Origin of the sequence: Belnapia mucosa, from assembly GCF_016775475.1 — a bacterium.
Classification (GTDB): Bacteria; Pseudomonadota; Alphaproteobacteria; order Acetobacterales; family Acetobacteraceae; genus Belnapia; species Belnapia mucosa.
Genome location: NZ_JAEUXJ010000001.1, coordinates 199,800 through 214,453 on the forward strand (window position 1 = coordinate 199,800; position 14,654 = coordinate 214,453).

A 14,654-nucleotide genomic window follows, 5' to 3' on the forward strand; every position below is an offset into this window, starting at 1 on the left:
GGCCTAGACCACCAGATCCAGCCGGGCGCGTCGGAGCCCGGCCATGCCGAGCAGGTTCAGCCCCGCGGCCCAGTAGATGGCATAGTTCACGTCATAGGTGGTCGGCACGACCTTGCCGAAATGCCCATCGCGGATCATCTCGAACAGGTGGACGGTCGGCACCCAGAGCGCGGCCTGCTGCGCCTCGGACGGTAGCCAGAACACCATCCAGAAGGCGCCGGTGATCGGCAGGGTCAGATAGGTGACGAGATGCGTCACCCGGTCGAAGATCTCGGTATAGACGGCGCCGGTGGCGATCAGCATCGCCACGCCATGGGCGATCAGCAGCATCAGCATCATGCCGATCAGCATCTTGAAGGGATCGTCCGGCCAGTCGCCGAAGACGATGCCGAAGATGGCGAGGAAGGCGATCATCGCCCCCAGCACCGCCGCACCCTCCAGCACATCCCGCGCGATCATGATGTCGAGCAGGGTGATGTGCCGGTGATAGAGCAGCGACTGGTTGGCCGGCACCGCCGAGGGCGCACGGTTCACCACGCCGCGGAACAGGTAGAACGGCACGTAGCCTCCCACCCAGAACTCGAAAGGGTTCAGCCCGCCCGGCAGCCCGTGCCCGGTGAAGTAGTGGACGGCGCCGATCGTCCCGCCCAGCAGGGCCGGCTCGACGAAGAGCCAGAGATAGCCAAGGTTGTCGCGGCCGAAGCGGGTGCCGAGTTCACGCAGGGTCAGCGCCCCGATCACCCGCATCTGGCGCGCGAAGGCGCCGCCGGGCGGTGCCCGTCGCTGCGTGGTCGCGCTCACGGCCGTTGCATGCCGCCACTGCCCAGCAGCGGCCGGGCCTCGGCCCATTGGCCCTCGGCCTCGCAGACCAGGCGGGACCGCTCGCCCATGCCGGAGCCGACCAGGAGTTCGCGGCAGTCGCGGCCGCTGGCGGCGTGATAGGCGCGCAGCAGGCGCACCCGCGCGCCGCCGACCATGGTCTCGGCGCCCGGCCGGGCGGTGGCGGCGAAGGCCACCATGGGATCCGAGGGCGGCAGCGCCGCGGCGACCGGCATGGCGGCGGGCGTCGATGCGACCTCCGAGCCGCCGAACCGGGCACAGCCCGGCAGCAGCAGGGCGCCAAGAATCGCCAGTCGCGCAGCAGATGTCATCACGGTCAGGACCCCCGGTCCCCTCTAGCAAAACGCGAGGCGACGGCAAGCATCTTTCGCATGGCAGGCTTGCCCGGCAAACCCTATAGCCTGCCCGCGTGAACGAAGCCTTAACCAGCGGCCGGGCCGCCATCCGCCATGCCGTCGTCACCGGCGCCTCCCGCGGCCTGGGCGCGGCCATCGCCCGGCGGCTGGCCGCACCCGGGATGAGGCTTGGCCTCCTCGCCCGCGGCGAGGCCGGGCTGGCCGAGACCGCCGCCGCCTGCCGGGCCCAGGGCGCGCTGGTGGAGACCGCCCGGCTCGATGTGCGGGATGCCCCGGCGCTCGCGGCGCAGCTCCTCGCCTGGGATGGGGAGGCGCCGATCGATGCGGCGGTCGCCAATGCCGGGATCAATGGCGGCACCCGGCCCGATGGCACGCCCGAAGGCCATGCAGTGGCGAGCGCGCAGATCGCGGTCAACCTGCTCGGCGCGGTCAATCTGGTGGAGCCGCTGCTGCCCCTGATGCTGGCGCGGCGGCGCGGCGCCATCGCCCTGGTCGGCTCGGTCGCCGGCTTCCGCGGCCTGCCGGACAGCCCGGCCTATTCCGCCAGCAAGGCCGGGCTCTGGGCCTATGGCGAGGCGCTGCGGGCGGCGCATGGCCCGGCCGGGCTGCGCGTCACGGTGCTGGCGCCCGGCTTCTTCACCAGCGCCATGTCCGCCACCTTCCTCGGCGCCCATCCCTTCGAGCTGCCGGTCGAGGCGGTGGCGACCCGGCTGCACCGGGCGCTGCTGCGCGGCGAGGGGAGGGCGGTGCTGCCCTGGCCGATGGGGGCGGGGCTCCGCGCCCTCGCCCTGTTGCCGGCGCCCGTCTCGGACTGGATGGTCCGGCGCTTCCGCTTCCGAGTGCAGCCGGAGGACTAAAGCGGCGGCGCCATGTCCTTCCACGGCGCTGCCCGCTCATAACCCGCCGCGGCGCGGTAGAGGGTTGCTTCCCGAAAGCTCGGCGCCACGAGCTGGAGGCCGAGCGGCAGGCCGGCCTCGCGGCTCAGCCCGCACATGACGCTAATGGCCGGGTGGCCGGTGACGTTGAAGGGCGTGCGGGCCTGGCGGGAATAGGTGCGGTCCACCTCCGCCGGGTCGTCGATCCGGCAGGCCGGCTCCATGGAACTGGCGCAGAGCAGCAGGTCGACCTCGGCGAAGGCCGCCTCCACCGCGGCGACCAGCTGGCGGCGGCGGCGCTGCGCCTGGACATAGTCGGCGCCGGTCACGAACATCCCCGGCAGCAGGCGCCGGCGGGTGAGGCCGGCATAGTCGCCCGGCCGCTCCCGCAGCCAGGTCTCATGGATGGCCACCGCCTCTGGCAGGAGGATGGTGCGGTTCACGCCGGCGAATTCGCCGAGCGGCGGCAGGATCACGCTGGTGATCGTGGCGCCCTCGGCGGCGAGCAGATCGGCCGCCGCCTCCAGCGCGGCCGCCATCTCCGGCACCGCCGGCTGGTCCACCTCATGGAAGTGCCGGACGAAGCCGATGCGCAGACCGCGCAGGCCGAGATGCAGGTCGCGGGTATAGTCCTCGCCCGGGCGGGCGGCGCTGCCTGGGTCTTCCGGGTCATGCCCGGCGATCGCGTTCAGCAGCAGGGCATTGTCCCGCACCGTCCGGGTCATCGGCCCGACATGGTCCAGGGTGAAGGCCAGCGGGAAGACGCCGCGGCGGGAGACGAGGCCATAGGTCGGCTTCAGCCCGACCAGGCCGCAATGGCTGGCCGGATGCCGGACCGAGCCGCCAGTATCCGTCCCGAGCGCCGCCGGCACCATCCGCGCAGCAACCGCGGCTCCGGAGCCGGAGGAGGAGCCGCCCGGATGATGCGCCGTGTTCCAGGGATTGCGGGCGGGCGGGAAGGGCAGGTCGAAGGCCGGGCCGCCGATGGCGAATTCATGGGTGGCGAGCTTGGCTGGGAAGACGGCGCCCGCCGCCCGCAGCCGCGCCGTCACCGCGGCATCCGCCTCCGCCACCCGGTCGAGCTGCAGTTTCGAATGGCAGGTGGTGGGATGGCCGGCGAGGTCGATGATATCCTTCAGCCCTACGGGCACGCCATGCAGCGGGGAGCGCGGCCCGCCCCGGGCGATCTCCGCCTCCGCCGCGCGCGCCTGCGCCATCGCCTCTTCCTCGGCCAGGCGGATGACGGCGTTGAGCCGTGGCTCCACCGCGGCGATGTGCTCGAGGCAGGATTGCAGCAGCTCGACCGGGGAGAGGCGCCGGGCGGCGATCAGCGCCGCGGCCTCGGCCAGCGGCATGGCATGGGGTGCGGTCATGGCTGCCCCGGCGCACGGTAAGGCGGCATTGGCTCGGCGGCCGGGCTGGCAGGGCGGGTGAAGGCATCGCGGAAGCGGGCGGCCTGGGCCAGCGCCTCCTCGACATCGGCGCGGTGGTCCTGCCAGGCGCGGTCCAGGCCGGCGGCCTTGGCCAGGGCTGCGGCATTTTCGGACATGCCCCCTCCTCCTCATGCTGCGCTGCGACGGATGGTGGCGCAAAAGAAGCGGGGGCGGAACCCTGGCGGGTGCCGCCCCCGAGGTTTCGCGCCGCCGGGAGGAGAGGCTGCCTGCCATACGGGGGGGTAGGGGGCAGGCGCTGCGGCGCGAGGAGAGAGGGCCGGAACCGGCCCGAGGCGGAGAATGCACCGCCTCCGTAAAGAAACCCTTTCCGCCGCGGACTTTTGCGCCGCGCCCGGGGTCGCTATGCAGGGTGCCGGACGTGGAGGAACGCATGTCGCAGCCCGGACGCCTGCCGCTCGCGGGGCTCAAGATCATCGAGCTCGGCCATTACATCGCCGCGCCCTTCGCCACCCGGCTCCTCGCCGATCTCGGCGCCGAGGTCATCAAGGTGGAACCGCCGGAAGGCGACCCGGTGCGCGGCTGGGGTTCGGCCGTGGAGGGTCATGCCGTCTGGTTCAGCGTGCATGGCCGGAACAAGCTCTCGGTCACGCTCAACCTGAAGAGCGAGGACGACAAGGCGAAGCTGCGGCGGCTGGTGGCGCGGGCGGATGCGCTGGTCGAGAATTACCGACCCGGCCAGATCGAACGCTATGGGCTCGGCCCGGCCGACCTGCATGCGGTGAACCCACGCCTCGTCATCGCCCGGATCAGCGGCTACGGCCAGGACGGGCCCTATCGCGACAAGCCGGCCTTCGGCGCGATCGGCGAGGCGATGGGGGGGCTCCGCCATCTCACCGCCAACCCTGGGCAGACGGAGCTGCCGCCGCCGCGCTGCGGCGTCTCGATCAGCGACGACCTGGCGGGCATGTATGCGGCGATGGGACTGGTCGCCGCCTGCTGGCAGGTGAAGGGCGACCCGGAGGCGCGGGGCCGCGTCATCGATGTGGACCTCGTCAGCAGCGTCTTCTCTCTGATGGAGGGGATGCTGCCGGAATACGGCTTGTTCGGCTGGGTGCGGCAGCCGCAGGGCGCGGCGATCAAGACCGCGGCGCCGACCAACACCTATCCCTGTGCCGATGGCAAATGGCTCTGCATCGCCGGCAATTCCGACCTGATCTTCCGCCGGCTGATGGCGGCGATCGGCCGGCCGGACGCAGCGACCGACCCGCGCTTCGCCACCAATGCGCTGCGCTGTGAGAATGTCGCCGAACTGGATGCCATGATCGCCGCCTGGACCCGGACCCTGCCGGCCGCCGAGGCCGAGGCGGTGCTGGAGGGGGCGGAAGTGCCCAGCTCCCGCCTCTATGACATGCGGGACTGCGCCGAGGATCCGCATTTCCAGGCCCGGGAACTGGTGATGCCAGTGGAGGACCCGCTGCTCGGCCGGGTGCTGCATCCGGCGGCGCCCTTCCGCTTCGACGGGGTCGCCCCGCGCGAGATGGTGCGCTGGACGGGACCGGCCGCCGGGGCGCACAACCGGCATGTATTCGAAGAATTGCTGCAGGAGGATCGGGGATGAACGGGGTCGCGCTGTCTGAGGTCGCACCACGGGACGGGCTGCAATCCATCGGCACCTTCGTCCCGACCGAGACCAAGATCGCCCTGGTGAAGGCCTGCTACGAGGCTGGGCTGCGGCGGATGGAGGTGGGCAGCTTCGTCTCGCCCAAGGCCATCCCGCAGATGGCCGATACCGGGGCGGTGCTGCAATTCGCCAAGCAGCTCGAGGGGCTGGAATGCACCGTGCTGGTGCCGAACCGGCGTGGCTTCGAGGCGGCGATGACGGCCGGCGCCGACCGGCTCGGCCTGTTCATGTCAGTGACCGAGAGCCACAACAAGGCGAACCTGAACCGCAGCCGGGCGGACAGCCTGGCCGATCTCGCCGCCATCGTGCGCGAGGCGCCGAAGGGCACGCCGATCCGCTTCAATCTCTCCTGCGCCTTCCACTGCCCCTTCGAGGGGGTGGTGCCGGAGCAGGCGGCGCTCGACCTGGTGGAGCAGGTGGTGGCGCTCGACCCGGAGATGGAGATCGCTATCTGCGACACGACTGGCAATGCGGCGCCGGACCAGGTGCGGCGGATCTTCGAGCGTGCCATCGCGGCCTGGGGGAAGCGCTTCGCCTATCATGGGCATGACACCTACGGCATGGGTGTCGCCAATGTGGTCGCGGCCTATGAGGCGGGGGTGAGGGTCTTCGATGCGGCCTCGGGCGGCATCGGCGGCTGTCCCTTCGCGCCGGGGGCGACGGGCAATGTGGCGATGGAGGATGTCGCCTGGATGTTCCGCCGCATGGGCGTCGAGACTGGCGTGGTTTGGGACAAGTTGCTGGCTGCCGCCGATATGGCCGCCGCGATCCCGGGCGCCGTGCCCGGTGGCGCCATGCGCCGCGTCCCCGCCGCCCGCAAGGCGGCCTAACTCGCGGAAAACGAAGGGGGTCTGGGGGAAGCGCCTTCCCCCAGACTTTCCTTTTACCTCCGGCGCGCCGGCGTCCGGCTCTGCCGCGGCGGCGGAGCGGGCGGGGTCGGCGGCGCGGGCGGGGCGGTATAGGTCACGGTGACCGCCACGCGCATCGTCGCATCGCCCGGCTTCAGCTGGACCGCGAAGCTGTCCGTGCCGCCGAAAGCGGCGTTCGGGATATAGTCCACGCGGGTGCTGTCGCCGACGGTGTGGATATGCAGGCGGCCATGCTGCGGCCGGTTCGCCACCGTACCATAAGAGAAGGGCTTCGGCCCGGACTGCGCGACGGTGATGCCGCACCAGCCGCCGTCATTGTCCACCGTCATTGTCGTCTCGACCTGCTGGCCGGCCGAGAGGACAGCGGGCTGCGGCACGGTGCAGGTCTTGGCGGCGCCGGCCAGGTCATTCGCATAGATGCGGGCGCCAGGACGCGCCGGGCTGGCAGCCTGCTGCGGGGCGCAGCCGGCGAGAAGGGCGAGCCCGGCGGCCAGGGTCAGCGGGCCGGCGAAGGAAAGGCGAGCGTTCATCGGGTATGGGTTCCAGCGGTGCGGCGGGCCGGCGCGGCATGCGGGGCGGGCGCGCCCTGGCAGGCGGTGGCGCCGGAGGAGAGGAGGTCCTTGCCGGCGGCGTAGCCGGGCAGGTCGTTCGGGCTCTGCAGCGCCATCACCTCATCGAAGAGGCCGCCATTGCGCAGGCAGAAGTCGCTGCCGAGCGAACGGGCAACGTTCGAGCGCACATTGGCCAGTTCGGTAATGTAGATGTCGTTCTGGCGCTGGCCGGGGCGGGTGCCGCCATGGGTGCGGATGAAATACTGGCCGAAGGCACGGCCGTTCTGGGCCAGCACCGGCTGGTATTTCTGAACGAAGGCGTTGTAGCGGTCTTCCTGCTTGCAGGTGGTGGCGACCACCATCAGCTCGGTCTTCAGCGCCTCGATCTCGAAGACGGTCTGGTCGGTCTCGGCGCCGCAGCGCGGCAGGGCGCTGGCAGGCTGGGCGGCGAGCACGGCGCTGGCCATCAGCAGCGCGATGGCGGCGCGGCGCGGCATGCGCCTGTTGGAATCGGTCATACCTGGCCCTCTCTGGCTGGGCGGGCCGGGCAGCACCTCCCGCGCCCGGCCGGGGGCGCGGCGGATGGCGATGATTCCCTCCCGCTGGCGCAGCGTCTTTCGCATACTCAGCGCGCGAGATCGAGAGCTTGCAGATGGCATAACAGTAATATCCTGTAAGCCATTGAGCTGCCCCAATTTCGCCTGAAGGTTACGCCCGCCTGGGCTAGGATGGGGCAGGGGATCGGGGGTTCGGGGCGTGGCGATGCGTCGGTTGCTGCTACTGGGGGTGCTGCTGGCCTTGGCGGCTTGCGGCACGACTCGGCCGCCATCGCCCGCGGCGCCGGGCGCGGGCGGCGAGCTGTCCTGCGTTCCCTATGCCCGCAGCCGCTCCGGCATCCCTTTGCAGGGCGATGCCTGGCAGTGGTGGGAGGCCGCTTCGGGCCGCTATGACCGCAGCCGCGCGCCGCAGCCGGGCAGCGTGCTGGTGCTCATGCGCACCTCACGCCTGCCGCAGGGGCATGTGGCGGTGGTCTCCGGCCTGGTCTCGGCGCGGGAGATCCGGGTGGACCATGCCAATTGGGCCTCCGGCTCGGCCAAGGGCCGGGTGGCGCGCGACCAGCCGGTGCTGGATGTCTCGGCGGGCAATGACTGGTCAGTGGTGCGGGTCTGGTATCCGCGTGTCAGCGGCTATGGCGCCACGGCCTATCCGGCCTATGGCTTCATCCATAGGCGAAGCGTGACAGCCTCGCGCTAAAGCGGCTGCCCTTCGCCCAGGCTCACGGAAGCCGCTCTAGCTTATTGTCTGAGCGAGCAAATTACTCGACCAGGCGCTCCTGCCTGGCCGGAGTTTGCTCTAGTTCACCAGCACCACCTCGACCCGGCGGTTCCGCTCGCGGCCCGAGGGGTTGTCTCGGTCGGCCACCGTGTTCGGGGCCAGCGGCTCGCGCTCGCCCCGCCCTTCGGCGGCGATGGGCGGCAGCGGTTCGCCCTGGCGCGCCAGCCAGTGCCGCACCGTCTCCGCCCGGCGGCGCGAGAGCTCGTCATTCGTCGCATTGGCGCCGACCGAATCGGTATGGCCCACCACCGCCACCCGCTGCGGCGAGTGCTGCCGGATCACCTCCAGCGCCTCGGCCAGCGTGGCATCGGCGCCGGGGCGCAGCTCGATCTCGCCGAAGGCGAAGAGCTGATCGCTCGGCAGCACCAGGGCCGGGCCGCGCGGCGTCTCCTGCAACGCCGGATCGGCCGAGGCGGCGCAAGGCAGCAGGAGCAGCGCCAGGGCGGCAGCAAGGCGAGCGGACATGATCGGATCCCCCGGGGTAACGGTTCAGCGGCCAGGGCAACGCCTGGCCGGCCTTCTGGTTGCCTCGGCAACCGCAGCCTGTCTCAATTCCGAATCATGGGGCAGCCGCCCTCGGAAAGCGGGCGGAAGGCCTCCTCCGCCGGTACCGTCGCCGCCAGGCGGTAGACATCGCCCGGATAGCGGCTCTCCCCCGGCTTCTTGACCTCCAGCAGGTAGGAGGGATGGATCTTTCGCCCATCCTCGCGGATGCTGCCCCGGCCGAAGGCGTCGTCATCGGTCGGCATGCGCTTCATCTGCGCCACCACCTCTCGCCCGCTGGCCTTGGCGCGGGCGACGCCCAGCGCCTCCACCGCCTTCAGGTAGTGCAGCACCCCGCTGTAATTGGCCGCATGGACATAATTGGGGAAGATGCCCGCCGGCAGCTTCTGCTGCACCCGGCGGGTGAAGCCGCGCGTCCGCTCGTCGAGATCCCACCAGAAGGTCTCGGCGATATACATCCCCTGCATGGTCTGCAGGCCGGAGGCGACCACGGCGGTGATGGAGCCGATGATGGCGGCCAGCTTCATGCTGCGGGTCAGGCCGAATTCCTGCGCCTGCTTGACGCAATTGATCAGGTCGTCGCCGGCCATGGCGAGGCCGAGGACATTGGCGCCCGAGGCCCTCGCCTGGAGCAGGAAGGCGGAGAAATCCGTCGTCTGCGGGAAGGGATAGCGGGAGGCGCCGATCATCTTCCCGCCCGCCGCCTCGATGAAGCGGGTGGTGTCGCGCTCGATCGCATGGCCGAAGGCGTAGTCGGCGGTGACGAAATACCAGCGGTTGCCGCCGGCCTTGGTCAGCGCGGTGCCCGAGGTGTTCGACAGGCAATAGGTGTCGTAGGCCCAGTGGATGGAATTCGGCGTGCAGCCCTTGCCCGTCAGGTCCGAGGTGCCGGCGGAGGCGTTGAGGTGGATCTTGTCCTTCTCGACGCAGACCGGGTTGATGCCGAGGGCGATGGCGCTGTTGCCGACATCCGTCACCACATCGACGCCGCGCTGGTCGAACCACTGCCGCACGGTGTTGATGCCGATATCCGGCTTGTTCTGGTGGTCGGCACTGATGACCTCGACCCGGAAGCCGGGCCGGCTGGCGGTGAATTCCTCGACCGCCTGCCGCACGCAGGCGACCGAGGTGGGGCCGGTGACGTCGCGATAGGGGCCCGCCAGGTCGGTCAGCACGCCGATGCGGATCGGCTCGCTCCCCTGCGCATGCAGCGCGGGGGCGGGCAGCAACGCGGCGGCGGCGCCGAGCGCGGCGCGGCGGGTGATCGGCATGGACGGGCTCCCTTCTTCCCGGCGGCCCTTGCCTGGGCTGCTCTCTGCGGGAAGCCTAGCGAGAGCTTCGATGCAGCGCCATGCCCAAGCGGCGGACAGCCTCTCGTCCCCTTGCTGCAAGGATGGGCAGAGGCGGTCTGGATGGCTGCCAAAGCGCCAGGATCGCGCTTGCGCGCCACGGCCCTCCCGCCCGAAGACCGTGGCCGGATAACGGAGACGGACACCATGGAACAGACCCTCGGACGCCGTGGCCTGCTGCGCGGTGCCAGCACCGTGCTGGCGGCCAGCGCGCTGCCCTATGACCTCGCCATGGCGCAGGCGGCCCCCGGCACGCTGCGCGTCGGCATGACCGCAGCGGCGGTGCCGCTGACCAATGGCGTGCCGGATCAGGGCGCCGAGGGCCACCGCTTCATGGGCGTCACCCTCTACGACCAGCTGGTGCATTGGGATCTGTCGAAGGCGGATGCGCCGGCGGTGCTGGTCCCCGGCCTCGCCACCGCCTGGAAGGCCGATCCGGCCAATCCGAAGCGCTGGTCCTTCACCCTGCGCGAGGGGGTGAAATTCCATGACGGCAAGCCGCTGACGGCACAGGATGTCGTCTTCTCCTTCGACCGCGTGCTGAAGAGCGACGCGCCGCATTTCGACCAGCGCGCCGCCGCCTTCGGCCGCGTCCGCATCCCCACGGTCGCCAGCTGGGAGGCGGTGGATGAGCGCACCTTCGCGCTCGAGACCCGCACCGTGGACAGCACCGTGCCCTATGGCGTGAGCTGGATCGGCATCGTCCATCAGGCTGCCTGGGAAGCCGCGGGGCGGAACTGGGACGCCTATATGAACAAGGCGGTCGGTACCGGCCCCTGGAAGCTCGAGAGCTTCTCCATCCGCGAGCGTGCCGTCCTCGCCCGCAACGCAGACTACTGGGACGCCAAGCGCGTGCCGAAATCCGAGAAGCTGGTGCTGATCCCGCTGCCGGAGCCCAACACCCGCGTCGCCGCGCTGCGCTCCAACCAGGTCGATTTCATCGAGGCGCCGCCAGCCGATGCGGTGCCGAGCCTGAAGCAGGCGGGCTTCACCATCGTCACCAACCAGTATCCGCATAACTGGACCTGGCAGCTGGCGACCGCCGAGGGCTCCCCCTGGCGCGACGTGCGGGTGCGCCGTGGCGCCAACCTCGCCATCGACCGGGCGGCGATGAAGGGGATGCTGGGCGGGCTGATGGACGAGGGTGCGGGGCTGCTGCCGCTCGGCAGTACCTGGAACGACGTGCCCAAGTTCAAATGGGGCTACGATCCGGCGGCGGCGAAGAAGCTGCTGGCTGAAGCGGGGGTGACGCCCCGCACGCCGCTACGAACAAAAATCGGCATCTCGACCAGCGGCTCCGGCCAGATGCAGCCGATGGCGATGAACGAGGCCCTGCAGCAGATGCTGAAGGAGGTCGGCATCGAGATCGAGTTCGAGGTCTTCGAGTGGAACACCCTGCTGACCATCTGGCGCGACGGCTGGAAGGCGCCGTCGAACCGGGGGATCACGGGGATCAACATCTCCTTCACCGCGATCGACCCCTTCACCGCGATGATCCGCTTCCTGCGCAGCGACCTGACGCCACCGGCGGGGAACAACTGGGGCGGCTTCTCCAGCCCGGAATACGATGCGCTGATCGGCCGCATCCTGTCGGAATTCGACCCGGCGGCACAGGACCGGCTCGTCTCCGAGCTGCATGCGAAGATCGTGGACGATGCGCTGTTCCTCTTCGTCGCGCATGACCTGAACCCGCGCGCGATGAGCCGGCGGGTGCAGGGCTTCGTCCAGGCGCGGTCCTGGTTCCAGGACCTGACGCCGGTGCGCGTTACGGGTTGAGCTCGGTCGGATGGCGGCTCAGACGGAGCCGCCATCCACCACGAAATACTGCGCGGTCACCATCCGGCTGTCATCCGCCGCCAGCCAGAGCACCATCCGCGCGATATCCGGCGGATAGAGCCGTTCCTTCAGGCATTGCCGGGTGAGGTTGTCGGCCTCGCTCTCCGGCGTCGCCCATTTCTCCAGCTGCCGCTCGGTGAAGATCCAGCCCGGCACCACCTCATTCACCCGGATCTTGCTGGGGCCGAGGTCGCGCGCCAGGCCGCGGGTCAGGCCACGGATCGCCGCCTTGGCGGTGGTATAGGCCGGCATCCCGCCCTGCGCCTTCATCCAGGAGACGCTGCCGAGATTGACGATGGAGCCACCCCCTGCCTCGATCATCATCGGCGCCACGGCCTGGGCGCAGAAGAAATGGTGGCGGAGATTGGTCTGCATCCGCTCGTCCCAATACTCCGGCTCGACCGTCTGCCAGCCATGCCGGTCGTCCCGCGCGGCATTGTTCACCAGCACCGTCACCGGGCCGAGCTTCGCCTTCGCCTCACCGATCGCTGCCCGCAGCGCCGCGATGTCGCGCAGGTCGCAGGGCAGGAAGAGCGATCCCGTCCGCTCCGCCACCTTCGGCCCATGCTCCCGGTCGAAATCGAGGAAGGCGACCCGCGCCCCCTGGCCGGCGAAATGCTCCACCATCGATGCGCCGATGCCGCTGGCGCCGCCGGTGATGAGCACGACCCGTCCCTTGAGGCTGGGATACTGGGCAAAGGCTTCGGTGCCGCTCATGCCGGACGCTCCTCGTTGGTCATGCGGCCTGAACCGCCGATGTCCATGGGGGTTTCAGCCCGTGACCGGCGGTAACACGGGCTGGGCATCCAGCCAGGTCGCAAACCAGGACAGGCCGAAATGCAGATGCGGGCCAGTGACGCGGCCGGTGGCGCCGACCGCGCCGATCCGCTGCCCGGCTGCGACCCGCTCCCCCTCCGCCACCTCCTGCGCCGATTGGTGGGCATAGAGGCTGTTCACCCCATGGCCGTGGTCGATGACGGTCAGCCGGCCGAAGAAGAAGAAATCCGCCGCCAGCACCACCTGCCCGGCGGCGATGGCGCGGATCGGCGTGCCGGTCGGGGCGGCGATGTCGAAGCCGAAATGCGGCTGCCGCGGCTCCCCGTTCAGGATGCGCTGGCTGCCGAAGACGCCGCTGATCCGGCCATGCGCCGGCAGCAGGAATTCGGCGGCGAAATCGGTGCGGGCGCTGTCGGTGGCCCGCGCCGCGGCCAGCCTCTCCCGCTCGGCGGTGATGCGGCGCAGCGCCTCCGGGTCCGGCGTCACCTGGGCCGGGGGCAGGCCGCTGATGCGCTGCACCGGCCAGTCCCGCCGGGCGATGGCCAGGCGCTGCGCCTCCGCCCGGCCGCCAGGCGGGGTCACGGATAACACCGCCTCCGCCGCATGGTCGCGGCCGAAGCCGAAGGCATAGTCGCCTCCGGGTCCGACCCGGACCGGCCTTCCGTCCAGCACCAGCCGCGTCCCCGGCGCCACCCGTCCACGTACCAAGCCGCCCTGGGTCAGCCCTTCGGCCGGGATGGCCAGCGCCGGCCGGGCGAGCAGCAGGGCCGGCAGGGCGAGGGCGGTTCGACGGCGGATCACAGCAGGCTCTCCTGCGGGGGCGTCGCGCGTGGCTTCCGCTTCGGCGCGGGCCTGGTGCCATCGGCCGTCGCCTGGGCCTCGCCGTCGGCGAAGGTCAGCACCAGCCGGCCCCCGGGCGGGACGGCGCCGGCGCTGGTGATCGGCGTCCCTTCGGCATCCCGCACGAGGGCGAAGCCGCGCGACAGCACGGATTGGAAGGAGACGCTTTCCAGCCGCGCCACCAGCCCCTCCAGCCGCACCCGCTTCTCCCGCGCCAGCGACTCGACCGGGCGGCTGCTGAAGCGGGCGAGGGCAGGGGCGGTCCGCCCCCGCGCCTCGATCCGCTGCCAGGCGCCGCGGCCGCGCGCCAGCAGCAGGGCAATCGCCGCCCGCCGGGCCGCGATTCCCTCGCGCGGATGCGGCAGGCGCGGCGCCAGCCGGGACAGCTCCCCGCGCTTCCGCTGCACCAGACCGGGCAGGGCGAGGGTGAGCCGTTCACCCCGGTCCTCCAGCCGCTGGCGCATGGCGCCGAGGATGTTCGGCAGGTCCGGCAGGCCGCGTTCGGCCACCATCAGCCGGCGCCGCGCCCGCTCCAGCACCGCCCGGCCGAGTTGGAGCAGTCGCGCCTCGGTCTGCGCCAGGTCGGCGAGGAGGTCGGTGCGGGCCGGGATCGCCATCTCGGCCGCCGCAGTCGGCGTCGGGGCGCGGCGGTCGGAGGCGAAGTCGATCAGCGTGGTATCCGTCTCATGCCCGACGGCGCTGATGAGGGGGATCGGGCTCTCGGCCGCGGCGCGGACCACGATCTCCTCGTTGAAGGCCATCAGATCCTCGAGGCTGCCGCCGCCGCGGGCCACGATGATCACATCCGGCCGCATCCTGCCCTCCAGCCGGCCGAAGCCGCGGATGGCGGCGGCGATCTGCTCGGCCGCGCCCTGACCCTGGACGGCAACCGGCCAGAGGAGGATGCGGCGGGGGAAGCGGCGGGCGATGGTGGTGCGGATATCCTGGATCACCGCCCCCCGTTCGCTGGTCACCACGCCGATGGTCGCCGGCAGCATGGGCAGCGGGCGCTTGCGGTCGGGGTCGAACAGCCCCTCCTCCAGCAGGCGCTTCCGCAGCATCTCGATCCGGGCGAGCAGCGCGCCTTCCCCGGCGAATTCCAGACGGTCGATGACCAGCTGGTATTTCGAGCGGTCGGCATAGGTGCCGATCCGGCCCGTGGCGATCACCTCGATCCCGTTCTCCGGCTTCACCGCCAGCCGGCCGACCGAGGTCTTCCAGATGACGGATTCCAGCTTCGCCGCCTCATCCTTCAGGGAGAGGTAGATATGGCCGGAAGGGTAGCGCTTGAGCTCGGTGATCTCGCCCCGGACGCGGACGCGGCCGAAGCTCTCCTCCAGCGTCCGTTTGATGGCCCCGGCGATCTCGGAGACCGCGAATTCGGGGATGTTGGCCTTTGGGGCAGCAGTGTCCATGGCCCCACCTTATGCTAGAGGCGCCGGGCTTT

16 protein-coding genes are annotated in these 14,654 nt (G+C 70.9%); 5 read left to right on the forward strand and 11 right to left on the reverse strand.

From position 1 onward, the window contains the following. Window positions 1-3: 3 nt before the first annotated feature. A complete protein-coding gene (locus tag JMJ55_RS00940) occupies window positions 4-801 on the reverse strand; it encodes an ABC transporter permease (RefSeq protein WP_202823611.1) in 798 nt (265 codons plus the stop codon). Continuing rightward, window positions 798-1,151, reverse strand: coding sequence for a hypothetical protein (locus tag JMJ55_RS00945; RefSeq protein WP_202823612.1), 354 nt, complete (start codon window positions 1,149-1,151; stop codon window positions 798-800). Before JMJ55_RS00945 ends, JMJ55_RS00940 begins: the two co-directional genes overlap by 4 nt. A 98-nt stretch (window positions 1,152-1,249) precedes the next feature. Between JMJ55_RS00945 and JMJ55_RS00950 the strand changes: the two genes are divergently transcribed. Then, complete coding sequence (locus tag JMJ55_RS00950) at window positions 1,250-2,053, forward strand: SDR family NAD(P)-dependent oxidoreductase (protein ID WP_328702551.1); 804 nt, start codon at window positions 1,250-1,252, stop codon at window positions 2,051-2,053. Here the strand turns inward: JMJ55_RS00950 and JMJ55_RS00955 are convergent. Beyond that, the gene (locus JMJ55_RS00955) at window positions 2,050-3,444 is read right to left on the reverse strand and encodes an amidase (RefSeq protein WP_202823613.1); all 1,395 of its coding nucleotides are present in this window, start codon (window positions 3,442-3,444) and stop codon (window positions 2,050-2,052) included. The genes JMJ55_RS00950 and JMJ55_RS00955 overlap by 4 nt on opposite strands. After that, on the reverse strand, window positions 3,441-3,620 hold the full coding sequence (locus tag JMJ55_RS00960; protein WP_202823614.1) for a hypothetical protein: 180 nt from the start codon (window positions 3,618-3,620) through the stop codon (window positions 3,441-3,443). Before JMJ55_RS00960 ends, JMJ55_RS00955 begins: the two co-directional genes overlap by 4 nt. A 275-nt stretch (window positions 3,621-3,895) precedes the next feature. Between JMJ55_RS00960 and JMJ55_RS00965 the strand changes: the two genes are divergently transcribed. Together JMJ55_RS00965 and JMJ55_RS00970 are read left to right on the forward strand one after the other, a co-directional pair. Continuing rightward, window positions 3,896-5,083 (forward strand): CaiB/BaiF CoA transferase family protein, encoded by a 1,188-nt coding sequence (locus JMJ55_RS00965; protein ID WP_202823615.1) that lies wholly within the window; start codon window positions 3,896-3,898, stop codon window positions 5,081-5,083. Beyond that, on the forward strand, window positions 5,080-5,976 hold the full coding sequence (locus tag JMJ55_RS00970) for a hydroxymethylglutaryl-CoA lyase (protein ID WP_202823616.1): 897 nt from the start codon (window positions 5,080-5,082) through the stop codon (window positions 5,974-5,976). The genes JMJ55_RS00965 and JMJ55_RS00970 overlap by 4 nt, the downstream gene beginning before the upstream one ends. A gap of 53 nt (window positions 5,977-6,029) precedes the next feature. Here the strand turns inward: JMJ55_RS00970 and JMJ55_RS00975 are convergent, their stop codons facing one another. Both JMJ55_RS00975 and JMJ55_RS00980 read right to left on the reverse strand, forming a co-directional pair. Continuing rightward, window positions 6,030-6,545: a hypothetical protein gene (locus JMJ55_RS00975; RefSeq protein ID WP_202823617.1), complete on the reverse strand. Its 516-nt coding sequence runs from the start codon at window positions 6,543-6,545 to the stop codon at window positions 6,030-6,032. After that, window positions 6,542-7,189: a hypothetical protein gene (locus JMJ55_RS00980; protein WP_202823618.1), complete on the reverse strand. Its 648-nt coding sequence runs from the start codon at window positions 7,187-7,189 to the stop codon at window positions 6,542-6,544. Before JMJ55_RS00980 ends, JMJ55_RS00975 begins: the two co-directional genes overlap by 4 nt. 139 nt (window positions 7,190-7,328) lie before the next feature. Here JMJ55_RS00980 and JMJ55_RS00985 point away from each other — a divergent pair, with 139 nt between their 5' ends. Then, complete coding sequence (locus JMJ55_RS00985; protein ID WP_202824308.1) at window positions 7,329-7,820, forward strand: CHAP domain-containing protein; 492 nt, start codon at window positions 7,329-7,331, stop codon at window positions 7,818-7,820. A 99-nt stretch (window positions 7,821-7,919) separates the two neighbouring features. Here JMJ55_RS00985 and JMJ55_RS00990 read toward each other — a convergent pair whose 3' ends face one another. Together JMJ55_RS00990 and JMJ55_RS00995 are read right to left on the reverse strand one after the other, a co-directional pair. Beyond that, a complete protein-coding gene (locus tag JMJ55_RS00990; protein ID WP_202823619.1) occupies window positions 7,920-8,366 on the reverse strand; it encodes an OmpA family protein in 447 nt (148 codons plus the stop codon). Window positions 8,367-8,449: 83 nt separating this feature from the next. After that, entirely contained in the window at window positions 8,450-9,676 is a 1,227-nt protein-coding gene (locus JMJ55_RS00995; RefSeq protein WP_202823620.1) for an ABC transporter substrate-binding protein, read from the reverse strand. A gap of 225 nt (window positions 9,677-9,901) precedes the next feature. On the opposite strand from JMJ55_RS00995, the gene JMJ55_RS01000 reads away from it, so the two are divergent. Further along, on the forward strand, window positions 9,902-11,530 hold the full coding sequence (locus JMJ55_RS01000) for an ABC transporter substrate-binding protein (RefSeq protein WP_202823621.1): 1,629 nt from the start codon (window positions 9,902-9,904) through the stop codon (window positions 11,528-11,530). Between the two features lie 18 nt (window positions 11,531-11,548). Here JMJ55_RS01000 and JMJ55_RS01005 read toward each other — a convergent pair whose 3' ends face one another. The 3 genes from JMJ55_RS01005 to xseA are packed head-to-tail and all read right to left on the reverse strand — an operon-like array spanning window position 11,549 to window position 14,622. Continuing rightward, window positions 11,549-12,307, reverse strand: coding sequence for an SDR family NAD(P)-dependent oxidoreductase (locus JMJ55_RS01005; protein WP_202823622.1), 759 nt, complete (start codon window positions 12,305-12,307; stop codon window positions 11,549-11,551). Between the two features lie 54 nt (window positions 12,308-12,361). Then, a complete protein-coding gene (locus tag JMJ55_RS01010) occupies window positions 12,362-13,168 on the reverse strand; it encodes a M23 family metallopeptidase (RefSeq protein ID WP_202823623.1) in 807 nt (268 codons plus the stop codon). Then, window positions 13,165-14,622, reverse strand: coding sequence for an exodeoxyribonuclease VII large subunit (gene xseA, locus JMJ55_RS01015; RefSeq protein ID WP_202823624.1), 1,458 nt, complete (start codon window positions 14,620-14,622; stop codon window positions 13,165-13,167). The genes JMJ55_RS01010 and xseA overlap by 4 nt, the downstream gene beginning before the upstream one ends. Window positions 14,623-14,654: the final 32 nt, after the last annotated feature.